The organism is Thermoanaerobaculia bacterium (genome assembly GCA_035717485.1).
In the GTDB taxonomy this organism is placed as follows: Bacteria; Acidobacteriota; Thermoanaerobaculia; order UBA5066; family DATFVB01; genus DATFVB01.
The window spans coordinates 1-14,237 of the sequence record DASTIQ010000295.1 but is presented as its reverse complement, the minus strand read 5'-3'; the positions used below and the strand labels follow the sequence as shown (position 1 = coordinate 14,237).

Below are 14,237 nucleotides of genomic sequence, written 5' to 3'. Positions count from 1 at the left end.
GGTCCACGGTAAGATCGGGAGATGCCGGCTTCCGCGCCGCCGCGACTTCCTCTCGAGCTATCGCCCGGACAATTCCGGTCGCTCGTCGACGCCGCGACGTCCCGGATCGAGCGGTACCTGGAAGCCCTCCCGCGGATGTCTTCGGCGCCGCCGTCGGAGGGCGCGAAGCTCGCCCGCGAGATCCGGCAGGGCCTTCCCGAGAACGGGACGGACCCCGGGCCGCTGCTCGATCTGCTGTTCGACCGCGTCATTCCGACGAGCTTCTGCACGGCCGGGCCGGGCTATCTCGCCTACATCCCCGGCGGCGGCATTCCGGCGGCCGCCGTCGCCGACCTGATCGCCGACGCGACGAACCGCTACGTCGGCGTGTGGGCGGCGGCGCCGGGCCTCGCGCAGATCGAGGCCGACGTCGTCTCCTGGTTCGCCGGGATCGTCGGTTACCCCGCGTCCGCGCGCGGCATTCTCACGTCGGGCGGGTCGATCTCGAACTTCTCGGCGATCGTCACGGCGCGCCGCGAGAAGCTCCCGCCGGATTTCCTCTCCGGAACGATCTACGTTTCCGACCAGACCCACCACTCCGTCGCGAAGGCGGCGATGCTCGCGGGTTTTCCGCCCGAGAACGTCCGCTCGATCCCCTCGGACGACCGATTCCGGGTCCGTCTCGACCGTCTCGCGCAGCGGATCGCCGACGACCGGGCCTCCGGACGAACCCCCTTCCTCGTCGTCGGCAACGCCGGGACGACCAACACGGGCGCGGTCGACGATCTGCGGGCGCTCGCGGACCTCGCCCGGCGCGAGGACCTGTGGTTCCACGTGGACGCGGCGTACGGCGGTTTCTTCGCGCTCACGGCGGAAGGACGGGCGACGCTCGCCGGGATGGAACTCTCGGACTCCGTGATCCTCGATCCCCACAAGGGCCTTTTCCTTCCCTACGGCACCGGATGCCTGCTGGTGCGGGACGGCGCGGCGCTGAAACGGGCCCACGCGCTGACGGCCGATTACCTCCCCGAGATGCGCGAGGAGGACGAGTTCGTCGACTTCTGCCAGATCTCCCCCGAGCTGTCCCGAGGATGGCGCGGGCTGCGCGTCTGGCTCCCCGTTCGCCTCTCCGGGATCGCGCCCTTCCGGGAAAACCTGGAGGAGAAGCTCGCGCTCGCGCGCGCCGCGGCGGCCGCGCTGCGGGAGATTCCGGAGATCGAGATCCTCGCCGAGCCGCAGCTCTCGATCGTCGCGTTCCGGCGGGCGTGGGCCGGCCGGTCGGTCGAGGAAACGAACGCCGGAAACCGCCGGATCCTCGAGAGCGTCAACGCGCGCGGCCGGGTGCACGTCACCGGCACGATGCTCGGGCCCGTCTTCGCGATCCGGATCTGCGTTCTCTCGTTCCGCACCCACCGGGAGAGGATCGAGATGGCGATCGAGGATCTGCGCCGGGCGATCGAAGAAGAGAAGTAGTCGCAAGTCCTCGAGTCGAAAGTCGCGCGTCGCGAGTCTCTCGTCCGAAGACGCCGCGGAGTGGAAGCCTCGAGTCGTCTCATCGGTCCCGTCGAATCGTTTCGAGAGCGATCTCCGAGTCCCGCATGATGCGACTCGTGATTCGCAGCTCGTCACGGGTGCTCCGGTCTGGCAACGATCTTGCACTTTGTCCTGACCGGAGGTCAGAATGGCAAGCACTTCTCAACGCTTCTCCTTCGAAAGAACTGCCCAGGCCGATCGGGCCCGGAAGATCCGCATGGAAATATTTCTCGGAATCGTCGTTGTCGTCGGCGTCGTGATCGCGCTCGCGGTCGCGCATTCGAGCCGTCAGGCGAAGGTGGCGACGACCACGACGACGTCGTCGACGGAATCCGGCGCCTCCGCCGCGATCACGCCGCCGCCCCTGACTCCCGTCGCTCCGAGCCCCGAAGCCGCTCCGGCGGCTCCCGTGGCGGCCGCGCCCGTGACGCCCGCCGCTCCGACGGAAACGTCCGCCGCCGCGCCGGAGAGCACCCCGAAGCCTTCGGGAACGACGGCGACGCATCATCGCCGGGCGGCGACGCCGCACGCGCGTGAGCAGGCCGCTCCGGCCGAGCCCGCTCCCGTGATCGCCGCGCCGAAGATGGTTCCCGTCCCGATCCAGGCGGCCCCCGCTCCGGCGCCCGTTCCGAGCACCGCTCCGTCGACCACGGCGCCGGAAACGTCGCCCGCGCCGACGACCCTGCCGCCGGTCCAGACGACTCCGTCGAGCACGTCGACGACCTCCGCGCCTCCGGATGCGTCGGTGCCGCCTCCGCCTCCTCCGGCCTGAACGGGGTTTCTCGAGTCGATCGAAGGCCGCCCGCGAGGGCGGCCTTTTTTTGCCCGGCCGGCGCCGCCGTATACTCGGCTCCTCGTTTCGTGGCCTCCGACGATGCCGTTCCCCCGCCCCGCGAGCCGGTCGCGCCCGAGGATGCTGTCGCGCTCCTCCAGGCGACGCTCGACGCGATCACCGAAGGAATTCTCGTCGTCGACGAGAACGGTCGGATCGTCGCGTTCAATCGCTCGTTCGTCTCGTTGTGGGGTATCCCCGCCCGCCTGACGGCCGCCGGAGACGACGATGCGCTCATCGCCTTCGTGCTGGAGCAGCTCCAGGAGCCGGCGCCGTTCGTGCGAAAGGTCATGGAGGTCTACTCGAATCCGGAGGCGGAGAGCTTCGACATGCTTCTCTTCAAGGACGGCCGCCGTTTCGAGCGTCGTTCGACGCCGCGCCGCGTCGCGGGGCGGGCCGTCGGCCGCGTCTGGACGTTCCGCGACGTCACGGAGCTCGTCCGGGCCGAGGAAGAACTCGCACGAGCCCACTCGCTCCTCCGGGCGACTTTCGACGCCACCGCCGACGGAATTCTCGTGGTCGACCTCGACGGGGATCTCCTGGATTTCAATCGGAAGGTCGTCGAGATGTGGGGGATTCCGCCGGAGATCGTGACCTCGTTCGACAAGCCGCGGCTGCGCGCCTGGGTGATGGAGCAGGTGCAGAACCCGGAAAAATTCCTCCGAAAAGTCGGCGAGATCTATCGCGAACCGGAAGGGCAGAGCTACGACTGGGTGCGATTCAAGGACGGCCGCACCTTCGAGCGGTACTCGATGCCGCAGAAGATCGCCGGACGCGTCGTGGGTCGCGTCTGGAGCTTCCGCGACGTCACCGAACAGAAGAGGCTCGAAGAGGAGTTGCAGGCCCTCCGGCAGAGAAAGGCGCGAACCCCGTAAACCCTCCGCCCGCTCCCTCGTCTGATCGGACGGAGGGAAGAATCATGAGAATCCGGAAGCTCGTTCGCCTGGCCGCCGCCGCCGTCCTTTCGCCGCTCCTCTTCGCCGCGATCGCGTCGGCGGAAAGCCGGATCGAAAGACGAAAGGAAAACCAGCAGCGCCGGATCGCCCAGGGCGTCGCGAGCGGAGAGCTCACGCCCCGGGAGACGGCGCGGCTCGAGAGGCAGGAGACGCGGTTGAACGGGGAGATCCGCGATATGCGGGAAGACGACGGGGGAAGGCTCACGCCGAAGGACCGGCGCATCGTGAACCGGCAGCAGAATCGCCTCTCCCGCCGGATTTATCGCCAGAAGCACGACCGTCGATAGCGGGCGCGGCGATGCATCGAGCCGTCCGCCTTCGCTCTGCCGGGCGACGGGGCGATGGACGGTGAGCTCGCGCGAACCGTATCGGCGGATCGACGCCGACAGGATCGCCCGTGCGCCTCGCGGGCGCCCCCTCGCGAAGAGGCTTCCGCGAACGGGACGGATACAATCGCGAGGTGTCGATCGACGGACGGGAATCCGCGAGTCCGCTGACGGCGGCGGAGCGCGCGCAACTCGACCGCGTGGTCGCGAAGACGCCCTTCAAGCACCGCCGCGCGCTCCTCGCGAGCCTGTCGGCCCTCGTCGCGATCCTCCTGTTCTCGTGCGTGACGCTCTTCCTCGAGGCCGCCCGCCAGGCGCACTCCGCGGGCATGTCGGCGTGGATCGCCTGGCGGCGACTGGGGATGGGAGTGATCCAGACGGGGAACCTTCGTCTCATCCGGGCCGTCGCGGACCTGCAGATCGCGACGATGCTGCTGATCCTGGTGACCGCAGGGCTGGGCGGGTTCCTGTACGTCGATCGTCTGGAAAACGTGGTGGCCAAGCTCTGGCGAAACGTGCGTTGAGAGTCGCGGCGATGCATCGAGCCGGACGGGAGCGGCATGGCCGGCGCCGGCCCCCGTCCCTATAGTTCCGCGAACAGTGTCGCGTACAGCTCGATCCCGTCCCACAGGTTCTTCAGCCGCAGGTTCTCGTTGGCGGCGTGCTGGTTGTTGTCGTGGTTCGCGATCGGGGCTCCGACGACCGGGATCCTGCCTCCGTCCTGGAACAGATACATCGGAATGCTCCCGCCGAGCATCGGCATCTTCACCACGTCCGGCCCCAGGGCGCGTCCGGCGGCGGCGAGGATCGCGCGGGAGAAGGGAAGATCCATGGACGTTCGGGCCGCCGGGTAACCGCCTTCCCAGTCGAGCTTCACGATCTTCGGGTGAGCGGCGCGAGTCGCCGCGTCCGGTTCCTGCCGGACGATCCACCAGCCCTGCTTTTCGATGAACGATTCGATCTTTCGGCGCACTCCTTCCGGCGTCTGGTCCGGGACGAGGCGGAAGTCGATCGAGGCGGTCGCTTCGGGAACGATCACGTTCGCGGCCTGCGCGCCGACGTGCCCGGCGGAGATTCCCCGGACGTTCACGGCCGGCCGATGGAGGAGCTCGACGAGCGACGCGCCGTTCCCCTCGGGCCGGGCGATGCCGAACTCCTTCTCGAGCGCCTCGTCCACGCGCGGCACGGCGGCGATCGCGCGGGTTTCGGACTCCGAGAGGGGCCGCACGTCGTCGGCGAAGCCGGGGACGAGAATCCGTCCTTCCTCGTCGCGCATCGAGTCGATGAGATGCGCCAGCCGCACGATCGGGTTCGGCGCCCAGTTTCCGTAGTGTCCGCTGTGGAGGCCGTGATTCGGCCCGTACACGGTCATCTCGAGCCCGGTCGTTCCCCGGGCGCCGAAGAAGATCTGCGGGCGGCGGCTCTGATGAACGGGGCCGTCGCAGAGGATCCATCCATCCGTTCGGAGATCGGCGGCGTACCGCTCGAGGATCGTCGCCAGATGCGGCGATCCCGCCTCCTCTTCCCCTTCGAAGAAGAACCGGAGATTGACCGACGGACGAAGGCCCCGGGATTTCAGGGCGTCGAGGGCGGCCGCGAATCCCACGATCGGCGCCTTGTCGTCGGAGGCCGATCGGGCATAGATCCGCCATTCGGGATCGAGGGGAGCCGCGAGGTCCTCGAGCGACAACTCGCCCCCTCCCGATTCGAGGGTGCCCCGCCGAAGCACGGGAGCGAAGGGAGGCGTCGTCCATTGCCGCGGGTCCGCCGGCTGGCCGTCGTAATGCGCGTAGAAGGTGACGGTCTTCGTCGCGCCCGGCGTGTCGAGCGCCGCGTAGACGGCCGGCGGGGCGTCGGGGACCCGGAGAAGGCGGACCGTCGCCCCGCGCCGCTCGTACAGGGCCGACACGGCCGCGGCGTTGCGTTCGATGTCCGCCGTGTCGGAGGCCTGGTTCGGGATGCCGAGAAGCCCGACGAGCTCGCGAACGATCGCGACCTCGTGGGCTTCCCGCCACGCGCGGGCGGCGCTCGCCGCGGGAGATCGCGCGAGACCGGATGCCGCGGGAGGGCCCGGCGGAACGGATTCTCCCGCGAACGCCCCGGTACCGGCCCACAGCAGGATCATCGGCAGAACGAGCGCTCGTTTCATCTCTTCCTCCGGGGGAATCCGCCCTCGGGCGGAGCGGTGCGCAGCGCCATCTCGTAGACCCGGACGGGCTGGAGCTTCTCCGGAGGCCAGAGACCTCCATCCTTCCCGATCGCCCGGAGCTGCGTGTCGCCCACGAAATAGAGCACGTCCCCGGCGATCGCTCCGGTCGTCGGTTCCGGGAAGCGCGGATCGCCGGAGGCGAGGACCATTTCTCCCGTGACCCGATGGCGGGAGCCCGAGAGCGAGAACCGCACGATTCGGACCGGGGGATTCCCGTTCTGGATCGCGATCAGCGCGCCGTTGTCGAAGTAGAGGCCGTCCACCTCTCCGAGATGAACTCCCGGAGGGTGCGCGAGCTCGCGCCGCGGGCCGCCTCCGAGGTCGACGGCCCGGATCGTCTGGGCATCCGCGACGAAGATCGTGCGCTCCTCGGGGTCGATCGCGATTCCGTTCGGGTAAACGAACTTTCCGGCGCGCGTGAAGCGGTCGACCCGTCCGGTGTCGCGGTCGATGCGGTACACGCATCCTTCGAGGCTGTCCGTGACGTAGAGGATCCCGTCCCGGGTGAAGACGAGATCGTTGAAGAGATGACGACCCGGAGGCGCCCGGAAGATCCGGCGCGTTCGGCCGGTCGCGAGGTCGAACTCGTAGACCGCGGACTTCCCGAGGTCGGCGGGGGAGTAGTGGATCATCCCGGGGCCGTCGACGCCCGAACAGGCGAGGAGCGCCCGGTGTCGGGAGTCCACCTTCAGTCCGAGGACGCTCCGGAGACCGTCCTGCTCCGGCGTCACGAAATCCCGGGCCTTGCCTTCGGCGGAAAGAGCCACGATCTTTCGTTTCCGGATGCTCCCGAGGAAGAGGGTCCGCGTCGCCGGATCGAAGGCGATTCCTTCGGGAATCAGGTCCCGCTCCGCGACCGTCGCGAAGAGATCGAGCCCGCGGTCGTCGGCGCGGAGCGGCGAGGGGAGCGCCGCCACGAGGGCCAGAAGACCGAGCGTGGACGCCGCGCGGATTCTCACCGGACCTCCGCGGTCGATCCCGCGATCTTCTTCCAGGGCTCGGCACGTCCGCCGAGATGCCGGGCGAGGAAATCCTCGGAACGTCCGAAGAAGTCGAGGTTGTTCTCGGGCCGCTGGAATCCGTGACCCTCGTCGGAATAGACGACGTAGTCGACCGGGATCTTCCTCGCGCGCAGCGCGGCGACCATGCGGTTCGAGTTCTCGATGTTGACGCGCGGGTCGTTGACGCCCTGGCCGATCAGGAGAGGGGTGCGGATCGCCTCGGCGTGATAGAGCGGCGAGAGCTTCCGGTTGAGCTCCGCGTCGTGCTCGACGTCGCCGATCCGCCGGATCCACCTGTTCTTGACCGCTCCCCAGCCGGCGGGCATCGTCGAGAAGAGGAGCGAGACGTCCGCCGGACCGACGAGGTCGACGGCCGCGACGAACATGTCGGGGTGCTCGGTGATCGCCCGCAGGGTCGCGTAGCCGCCCGCGGACGCGCCCATGATCGCGAGCCGCTTGGGATCGGCGATCCCCTGGGCGACGGCCCAGCGGGCGCCGTCGATCGAGTCGTCCTCCATCTTGAGGCCGAACTCGTGGTTGCCGAGATTCAGGAATCGCTTCCCGAAGCCGGTCGACCCGCGGAACTGGACCTGGAGCACGGCATAGCCGCGGTTGGCGAGCCATTGGACGACCGGGTCGAATCCCCAGTGATCGCGCACCCACGGGCCCCCGTGGGGAAAGAGCACGAGCGGCAGGTTCTTCGGCGGAACGCCGGGGGGAAGCGTGAGAAAGGCCGGGAGGAGGACGCCGTCCCGGGCGCGGATCGTGACCAGCTTCTGCTTCGCGAGAACGTAATTCGCGAGCGCCGGCTGGTCCTGGAAGAGCGGCGTTTCCTTCTTCGCGTCGCGGTCCCAGAGGAAGAAGGTCAGCGGACCGTCGTCGACGAGCTCCAGCACCACCCACCGCCGGTCCGCCTCGTCGCGGCTCATGACATCGAGGAACCCGCGGTGGGTGCGGCCGAGCGCCGCGAAGTCCGCGGCGACGGCGGGATCGAGGAATTTCCACTCCCGCCTCTCCCACTCGAACGCGACGGCCTGGAGGGCGCCGGTCCACGGATGCCGCAGCACGAGCGGGACCAGGTCGAAGAGGTCTTCGGCGACGTCGGAGCGCGCGTCTTCGGCGAGGACCGCGAGCGTCTCGCCGGTCTTCGCGTCGATGCGCTCCAGCCGGTGGGTCGGGGAATGGAGCGCCGAGACGATGTCGAGCGCCCGTCCGTCGGGCTCGAAGCCGGCGATGACGCTCCCGCCGTTGAACTGCCCGAACATCGTCGCGTCCTCGAACGGCATCCGCACGAGATCGCGCCAGGGCGCGCCGGCCGAGTCGCGCACCCGGACGACCGTTTCCAGGGTCTTCGGATCGAAAACGGTCGCCCCGCGGATCACGAGGTCGATGTCCTTCGTCCAGGAGATGACGTCGCCGGGGTTCTCGGTGTCGAGCCGGAGGGCGCCGGTCTCGAGGTCGATGCGGTACATGTCGAAGAGGTCCCGCTTCCGGAGGTTGAGACCCACGAGGATCTCGCCCGGCTTCCGGGGGCTCGTGCAGAGGTTCTGCGCCTTGACGCCCTGGAAGGGGGTGAGGTCGCGGACCGGCCCGCCGCCGATGTCGGCGGAGTACAGGTGGAAGTTCTCGTCGCCGTCGGAGTCCTGCTCGTAGAGGATGTGCCGCGAGTCCCCCGCCCACTGGTAGAGCGTCACGCCCCGGTGGGGATCCCGGGTGACGGGACGCGCGCCCGCTCCGTCGGGACCTCCCACCCAGACCTGGAGGACCCCCTTTTCGTCCGGCGCGAGGTACGCGAGGTGCGACGCGTCGGGGGAGATCAGCGGGAACTCGCGGACCGGGTTGCCGAACAGGACGTCTCGCGGAACGATCGGCGGCAGGTCGGCGGCCGCGGCGGCGGCGATCCCGAGGATCGCGGCCGCGAGGAAGACGTTCCGGAGTGATCGCCGGTGGTCCATTCGTTTCCTCCTTCTTCCCCGAGCGGACGGATAACGTCCCGCCGGTCCGCTTTCCGAACCGCCGGCGGAAGATCCGGCCGCGGAATCGGGCAGAGTCGGGATTCCCCTCTCCTCGATCCGGACCAAGGATAGACAGGAAACGGACGTTCATGAAATGGATTTTCCGAATCCCGAGCCTTCGTGACTATGTCGGGAAGCGATCTCAGCCTTCTCTTCGCCTTCGAGGCCCTCCTCTCGGAGCGCAGCGTCACGCGCGCGGCGGCGAGGATCGCAAGGAGCCCGCCCGCGCTGGGCAACGCCCTCGGCTCCAGGGGGGCCGGCGCGTGCGGGGTCGCGTTCCGCCGCGGCCGATCGTTCCGGCCTCTATAATGCGCCTTCGTGCTCTTCATTCCCCGGGACGACGAGAGAAGGAGGATGCCCTTGCGTTCGCTTCGAAGAACCCTCTGGGTCATGGCCGCGCTCTGCCTGGCGACCGCGTTTTCGGCCGACGGCGCGAAGACGAAGAAGACGGCCGCTTCCGCCGAACCCTCGAAGAAGTCGCTCTCCGACCGCTTCGAAGGGCTGCAGTTTCGAAACATCGGGCCGTACCGCGGGGGCCGTTCGACCGCGGTCACGGGTGTGCGCGGGCAGCCGCTGACGTTCTACTTCGGAGGCACCGGGGGCGGGATCTGGAAGACGACCGACGGAGGATCGAACTGGGAGGCGATGTCGGACAAGGATTTCAAGACCGGCTCCGTCGGTTCGATCGCGGTCTCGGAGTCCGATCCGAACGTCGTCTGGGTGGGGATGGGAGAATCGCCGATCCGCGGGAACGTCTCCAACGGGGACGGCGTCTGGAAATCGACCGACGCGGGCCACACCTGGAAGAACGTGGGACTGAAGGACACGTACCAGATCTCCCGCGTGATCGTCCACCCGCACGATCCCGATCTCGTCTACGTCGCGGCGCTCGGGCACGTCTGGGGGCCGAACCCCGAGCGCGGGATCTTTCGAACGGAGGACGGCGGAAAGAGCTGGAAGAAGGTCCTCTTCGTCGACGAGAAGACCGGCGCGGCCGATCTCTCGATGGATCCCACGAATCCGCGCGTGCTCTACGCCGCCTTCTGGCAGGCGTACCGGAAGCCGTGGACGCTCGAGAGCGGCGGCCCGGGAAGCGGGCTGTACAAGTCGACCGACGGCGGCGACACCTGGAAGAAGCTCACGGAGAACGGCCTCCCGCCGGGGATCTGGGGGCGCGTCGGGGTCGCGGCCTCGGTCAAGCCCGGCCGGGTGTTCGCGATCATCGACGCGCAGAACGACAAGGGAGGCCTCTACCGGAGCGACGACGGAGGGGAGAAGTGGACGCGCGTTTCCGACGACCACGGGATCCGGCAGCGCGCCTGGTACTACTCCTGGCTCTTCCCCGACACGAAGAACGCCGACGTCCTCTACATCCCGAACGTCGAGTTCTACAAGGTCTCCGACGCCGGCAAGTCTCTCCACAAGATGACGGTCCCGCACGGCGACAACCATGATCTGTGGATCGATCCCGACGATCCGAACCGCATGATCCTCGGAAACGACGGCGGCGCGACGATCACGTTCAACGGCGGCCAGACCTGGTCGACGCAGGACAACCAGCCGACCGCGCAGTTCTACCGCGTCATCACGGACGACCGCTTTCCGTACTGGGTCTACGGCGCCCAGCAGGACAATTCGACGGTCGGGATCCCGAGCGGCGTTCCCGGATTCGGCGGGATCACCGCCAACGAGTGGTACGACGTGGGAGGCGGCGAGAGCGGCTGGATCGCGCCCGATCCGCGGAATCCCGAGATCGTCTACGCGGGCGGCTACGGTGGAACGATCACGCGGTTCGACCGGAAGACCCGCCAGTATCGCCAGATCGACCCGTGGCCGCAGCTCGCCGACGGCCATCCGACGAAGGACCTGAAGTACCGCTACCAGTGGAACGCGCCGATCATCGTCTCGAAGCACGATCCGCGCGTGCTCTATTTCGCCGCGCAGAAGCTCATGCGATCGACCGACGAGGGGCAGACGTGGACGGAAGCGAGCCCCGATCTGACGAGGAACGATCCCTCCAAGCAGCCCGCCTCGGGAGGACCCGTGTCGCACGACGTGACGGGAGTCGAGGTCTACGACACGATCTTCGCTCTCGCGGAGTCGCCGCTGGAGGCCGGGGTCCTCTGGGCGGGGAGCGACGACGGCCTCATTCACGTCAGCCGGGACGACGCGAAGACGTGGGAGAACGTGACGCCGAAGGGGATGCCGGAGTGGATCCGCGTGAACGCGATCGACGCTTCGGCGCGCGAAAAAGGGACGGCGTACGTCGCGGCCACGATGTACCAGTTCGACGATTTCAAGCCGTATCTCTACAAGACCAGCGACTACGGAAAGACCTGGAAGAAGATCGACTCGGGGATCCCCGACGGGGCGTTCACGCGCGTCGTGCGGGAAGACCCGGCGAGGGCGGGCCTGCTCTACTGCGGGACCGAGCGAGGCCTGTACGTCTCGTTCGACGACGGCGCGTCCTGGCAGCCGTTCCAGCGAAACCTGCCTCCCGTTCCCGTCACGGACCTCACCGTCAAGAACGGCGATCTCGTCGTCGCCACGCAGGGACGCGCGTTCTGGATCCTCGACGACCTCGGACCGCTCCGCCAGTGGAGCGAGTCGATCGCAGGGGAGCCGGTCCATCTCTTCCCGCCGAGACCCGCCGTCCGGATCCAGATCGAGACGCCGGACGAGGGAGAAGGGCCGCCGTCGACCGCCGCCGCCGGCAAGAACATGCCGGCGGGCGTCCTCATCGACTACTGGCTGAAGGACAAGCCGGCCGAGAGCTCGAAGATCACGCTCGAGATCCTCTCGGGGAGCACCGTCATCCGGAAGTTCGACAACGAGAAGAAGGACGAGACGAAACCGGAGGAGACCGACGAGGCCGCGGAGGCGCAGAAGGAGAAGAAGCTCGAGCCGAAGGAGGGACTGAACCGGTTCGTCTGGGACATGCGGATCCTGAAGCCCACGCTCGTCCCGAAGGCCGTCTTCAACGAAGGGGACAAGCGGCCGCCGAAGGTCGCGCCGGGCTCCTACCAGGCCCGGCTCACGGTGGACGGAAAGGCGTTCACCCAGTCCTTCGAGGTCCGTCCGAATCCGACGGTCGGGACCTCCGCCGCGGATCTCAAGGCGCAGTTCGATCTCCTGGAGAGGATCCGCGACGGCCTGTCGCAGACCCACGCGACCGTGATGAAGATCCGGGACCTCAAGGAGCAGATCAAGAGCATCCAGGAGCATGCGGAGAAGACCGGGAAGGGGAGCGCGATCGGTCCGAAGGCGAAGGAGCTGACGAAGAAGCTCACGGGGATCGAGGAGGAGCTCATCAATCCGAACATCAAGTCCAACGAGGACGACCTGAACTTCCAGCCCGGGCTCGACCACGAGTTCACGAACCTCGCCGGCGAGGTCGGCTCCGCCGACGCGAAGCCGACCGCCTCGCAGACCGCGTACGACGAGGTCCTGAAGAACAAGCTCGATGCCATCCTCGCCGAGTTCCAGGACCTGGTGAGCCGCGATCTCGCGGATTTCAACCGGTTGGTGGAGCAGGAGAAGATCGCGCCGGTCACGGTGCTGCCGAAGGTCGGGGACGAGAGCTGAGAGGCCGGTGCGGCGATGCATCGAGCCGGGCGGGCGCGGGGCAACCGCCCGCGGGCGCGGCGGACGCCCCGGTACGCCTTGCCCGCGGGCCGGCCGCCCCGCCTCCCGCCGGGCTCGCGCCGCGCCGCACTCCTGGCTCGTCGTGAACTGAGAGGCCGTCTCGTCTCGATCCGGGCGGCGGCGGCGTGCCGTCGCGTCGGGCGTCGGTGCTGGCGGAGCCGGCGTCGTCTCCGGACGTCCGCGGGCCAGCCCGCGTCGGCGGGGTCCTTCCGGATCCGATGAGCCGGCCTTTTCTCCACGAGGCGAAGGCGCCGGGGCGGGCCCATTTCGAAATCCTCGCGATGGCCTGGGCCGGCTGGGTCTTCGACTTCTACGACCTGATCCTCTACAGCTTCCTCCTCATCCCGCTCGGGCGCGAGTTCCATTTTTCGCGGGAGCAGCTCTCCTGGATCTTCGGCGCGTCGCTCGCGGCGACGGCGGCCGGAGGCGTGCTGTTCGGCTTCCTGTCGGACCGGTTCGGCCGCAAGGCGATCCTGCAGGCGACAATCCTGGTTTTTTCGGCGGGCACGTTCGCGAGCGGTCTCGCCCCGAGTTTCTTCTGGTTGATGGTGGCCCGGATCGTGACGGGCCTCGGCGTCGGCGGCGAATGGGGAACGGGGCAGACGTACGTGGCCGAAACCTTCCCGGCCCGCGTCCGGGCGCGCTACGGCGCGTTCGTCCAGACCGGTGCGCCGATCGGCGTCGCGCTCGCTTCCGTGGTGGGCGGATTCCTCGCCCCCGCGATCGGCTGGCGCGCCTGCTTCCTCGTCTCGGGGATCCCGGCGCTCCTCGTCGTCGCCGTGCGGAAGTACCTTCCGGAATCGGACGTCTGGGAGGCGCATCGCCGCGACCCGCGAGGCGGGTCCGCGCCGTCCCGGATCGCCGTGATCCTCTCGCCCGCGCATCGCGGCGTCTTCCTGCGGGGGCTTCTCCTGACGATCTTCACCATGTCGGCGTACTGGTTCACGTACACGTGGCTCCCCGGCTACCTGCACGACGAGCGGCACTTCTCGATGGCGAAGTCGGCGTCGTGGATTCTCGTCACCCAGGCCGGCGGACTCCTCGGGTATGCGTCGTTCGGGTTCGTCGCGGACCGGTGGGGGCGGCGGCCGGCGTTCACGGCCTATTCCCTCGTCTTCGCCGCGGGGCTCGCGATGACGACGGTGTTCTGGGGATCGATCGCCTCGACGCCGGGGGTGGTCCTCGCGTTCATGTTCCTGGTCGGCCTGGGCACCGGGGTGTGGGGCGGCTTCGGGCCGCTCTTCGCCGAGCTCTTTCCGACGCCGATCCGCGGCGCCGCGATGGGATCGATCTACAACATCGCGCGCGGGGTCCAGTTCGTGACGCCGATCGTGGTGACCGTGATCGCACGGCGCTGGGGGCTCGCCGGCGGGATGTCGCTCGCGGCGGTTTTCGCCGCGGCGACGGCGGCTTGGATCTGGACGTTTCCGGAAACGAAGGGGGAACAGATCGCGTAGCGGCGCGGCGATGCATCGAGCCGGCCGGGCGCGTGCCGCCCGCGAGACCCTGCGACATACCCCCCGGTATGCCTCGGGATCTCGCGGGCGGCCCGCATCCCGGCGGGCTCGCGCCTCGCCACGCCGGGAGAGCCTCATGGCCGGCGCCCGATAGACTTGACCCGTGCCCTCCGACTTCGACCGACTGGTTTCCGCACTCCGCTCGGCGAAGCGCGTGTCGGTCCTGACGGGCGCCGGCGGCTCGGCCGAATCGGGGATCGCGACTTTTCGCGGGGCGGGTGGGC

The 14,237-nt window shown here is 68.6% G+C and carries 11 protein-coding genes; 8 read left to right on the top strand and 3 right to left on the bottom strand.

All coding sequences use genetic code 11. The features are described from left to right. Positions 1-21: 21 nt before the first annotated feature. The 5 genes from VFS34_15510 (at position 22) to VFS34_15490 (ending at position 4,150) form a co-directional block, all read left to right on the top strand. Positions 22-1,452: an aminotransferase class V-fold PLP-dependent enzyme gene (locus tag VFS34_15510; protein HET9795860.1), complete on the top strand. Its 1,431-nt coding sequence runs from the start codon at positions 22-24 to the stop codon at positions 1,450-1,452. 277 nt (positions 1,453-1,729) lie between these two features. Further along, positions 1,730-2,284: a hypothetical protein gene (locus VFS34_15505; GenBank protein ID HET9795859.1), complete on the top strand. Its 555-nt coding sequence runs from the start codon at positions 1,730-1,732 to the stop codon at positions 2,282-2,284. 89 nt (positions 2,285-2,373) lie between these two features. Then, positions 2,374-3,219 carry a PAS domain-containing protein gene (locus tag VFS34_15500; protein HET9795858.1) on the top strand — a complete coding sequence of 282 codons (846 nt, stop codon included), beginning with the start codon at positions 2,374-2,376 and terminating at the stop codon, positions 3,217-3,219. A 44-nt stretch (positions 3,220-3,263) separates the two neighbouring features. After that, positions 3,264-3,587 carry a hypothetical protein gene (locus tag VFS34_15495; GenBank protein HET9795857.1) on the top strand — a complete coding sequence of 108 codons (324 nt, stop codon included), beginning with the start codon at positions 3,264-3,266 and terminating at the stop codon, positions 3,585-3,587. A 173-nt stretch (positions 3,588-3,760) separates the two neighbouring features. Beyond that, the gene (locus VFS34_15490) at positions 3,761-4,150 is read left to right on the top strand and encodes a hypothetical protein (protein ID HET9795856.1); all 390 of its coding nucleotides are present in this window, start codon (positions 3,761-3,763) and stop codon (positions 4,148-4,150) included. 59 nt (positions 4,151-4,209) lie between these two features. Here VFS34_15490 and VFS34_15485 read toward each other — a convergent pair whose 3' ends face one another. Genes VFS34_15485 through VFS34_15475 form a run of 3 tightly spaced genes read right to left on the bottom strand, consistent with a single transcriptional unit; the run spans position 4,210 to position 8,791 of the window. Beyond that, positions 4,210-5,775, bottom strand: a complete 1,566-nt coding sequence (locus tag VFS34_15485) for a M20/M25/M40 family metallo-hydrolase (GenBank protein HET9795855.1) — start codon at positions 5,773-5,775, stop codon at positions 4,210-4,212. Further along, positions 5,772-6,794 carry an SMP-30/gluconolactonase/LRE family protein gene (locus VFS34_15480; GenBank protein ID HET9795854.1) on the bottom strand — a complete coding sequence of 341 codons (1,023 nt, stop codon included), beginning with the start codon at positions 6,792-6,794 and terminating at the stop codon, positions 5,772-5,774. Before VFS34_15480 ends, VFS34_15485 begins: the two co-directional genes overlap by 4 nt. After that, positions 6,791-8,791: a S9 family peptidase gene (locus VFS34_15475; protein HET9795853.1), complete on the bottom strand. Its 2,001-nt coding sequence runs from the start codon at positions 8,789-8,791 to the stop codon at positions 6,791-6,793. The genes VFS34_15480 and VFS34_15475 overlap by 4 nt, the downstream gene beginning before the upstream one ends. Positions 8,792-9,211: 420 nt before the next feature. Between VFS34_15475 and VFS34_15470 the strand changes: the two genes are divergently transcribed. The 3 genes from VFS34_15470 to VFS34_15460 all read left to right on the top strand — a co-directional run. Then, positions 9,212-12,436 (top strand): glycosyl hydrolase, encoded by a 3,225-nt coding sequence (locus tag VFS34_15470; protein ID HET9795852.1) that lies wholly within the window; start codon positions 9,212-9,214, stop codon positions 12,434-12,436. A 278-nt stretch (positions 12,437-12,714) separates the two neighbouring features. After that, positions 12,715-13,953: an MFS transporter gene (locus tag VFS34_15465; GenBank protein HET9795851.1), complete on the top strand. Its 1,239-nt coding sequence runs from the start codon at positions 12,715-12,717 to the stop codon at positions 13,951-13,953. A 163-nt stretch (positions 13,954-14,116) separates the two neighbouring features. Continuing rightward, a partial coding sequence (locus VFS34_15460; protein HET9795850.1) for an NAD-dependent protein deacylase occupies positions 14,117-14,237 on the top strand: 121 nt, incomplete at its 3' end.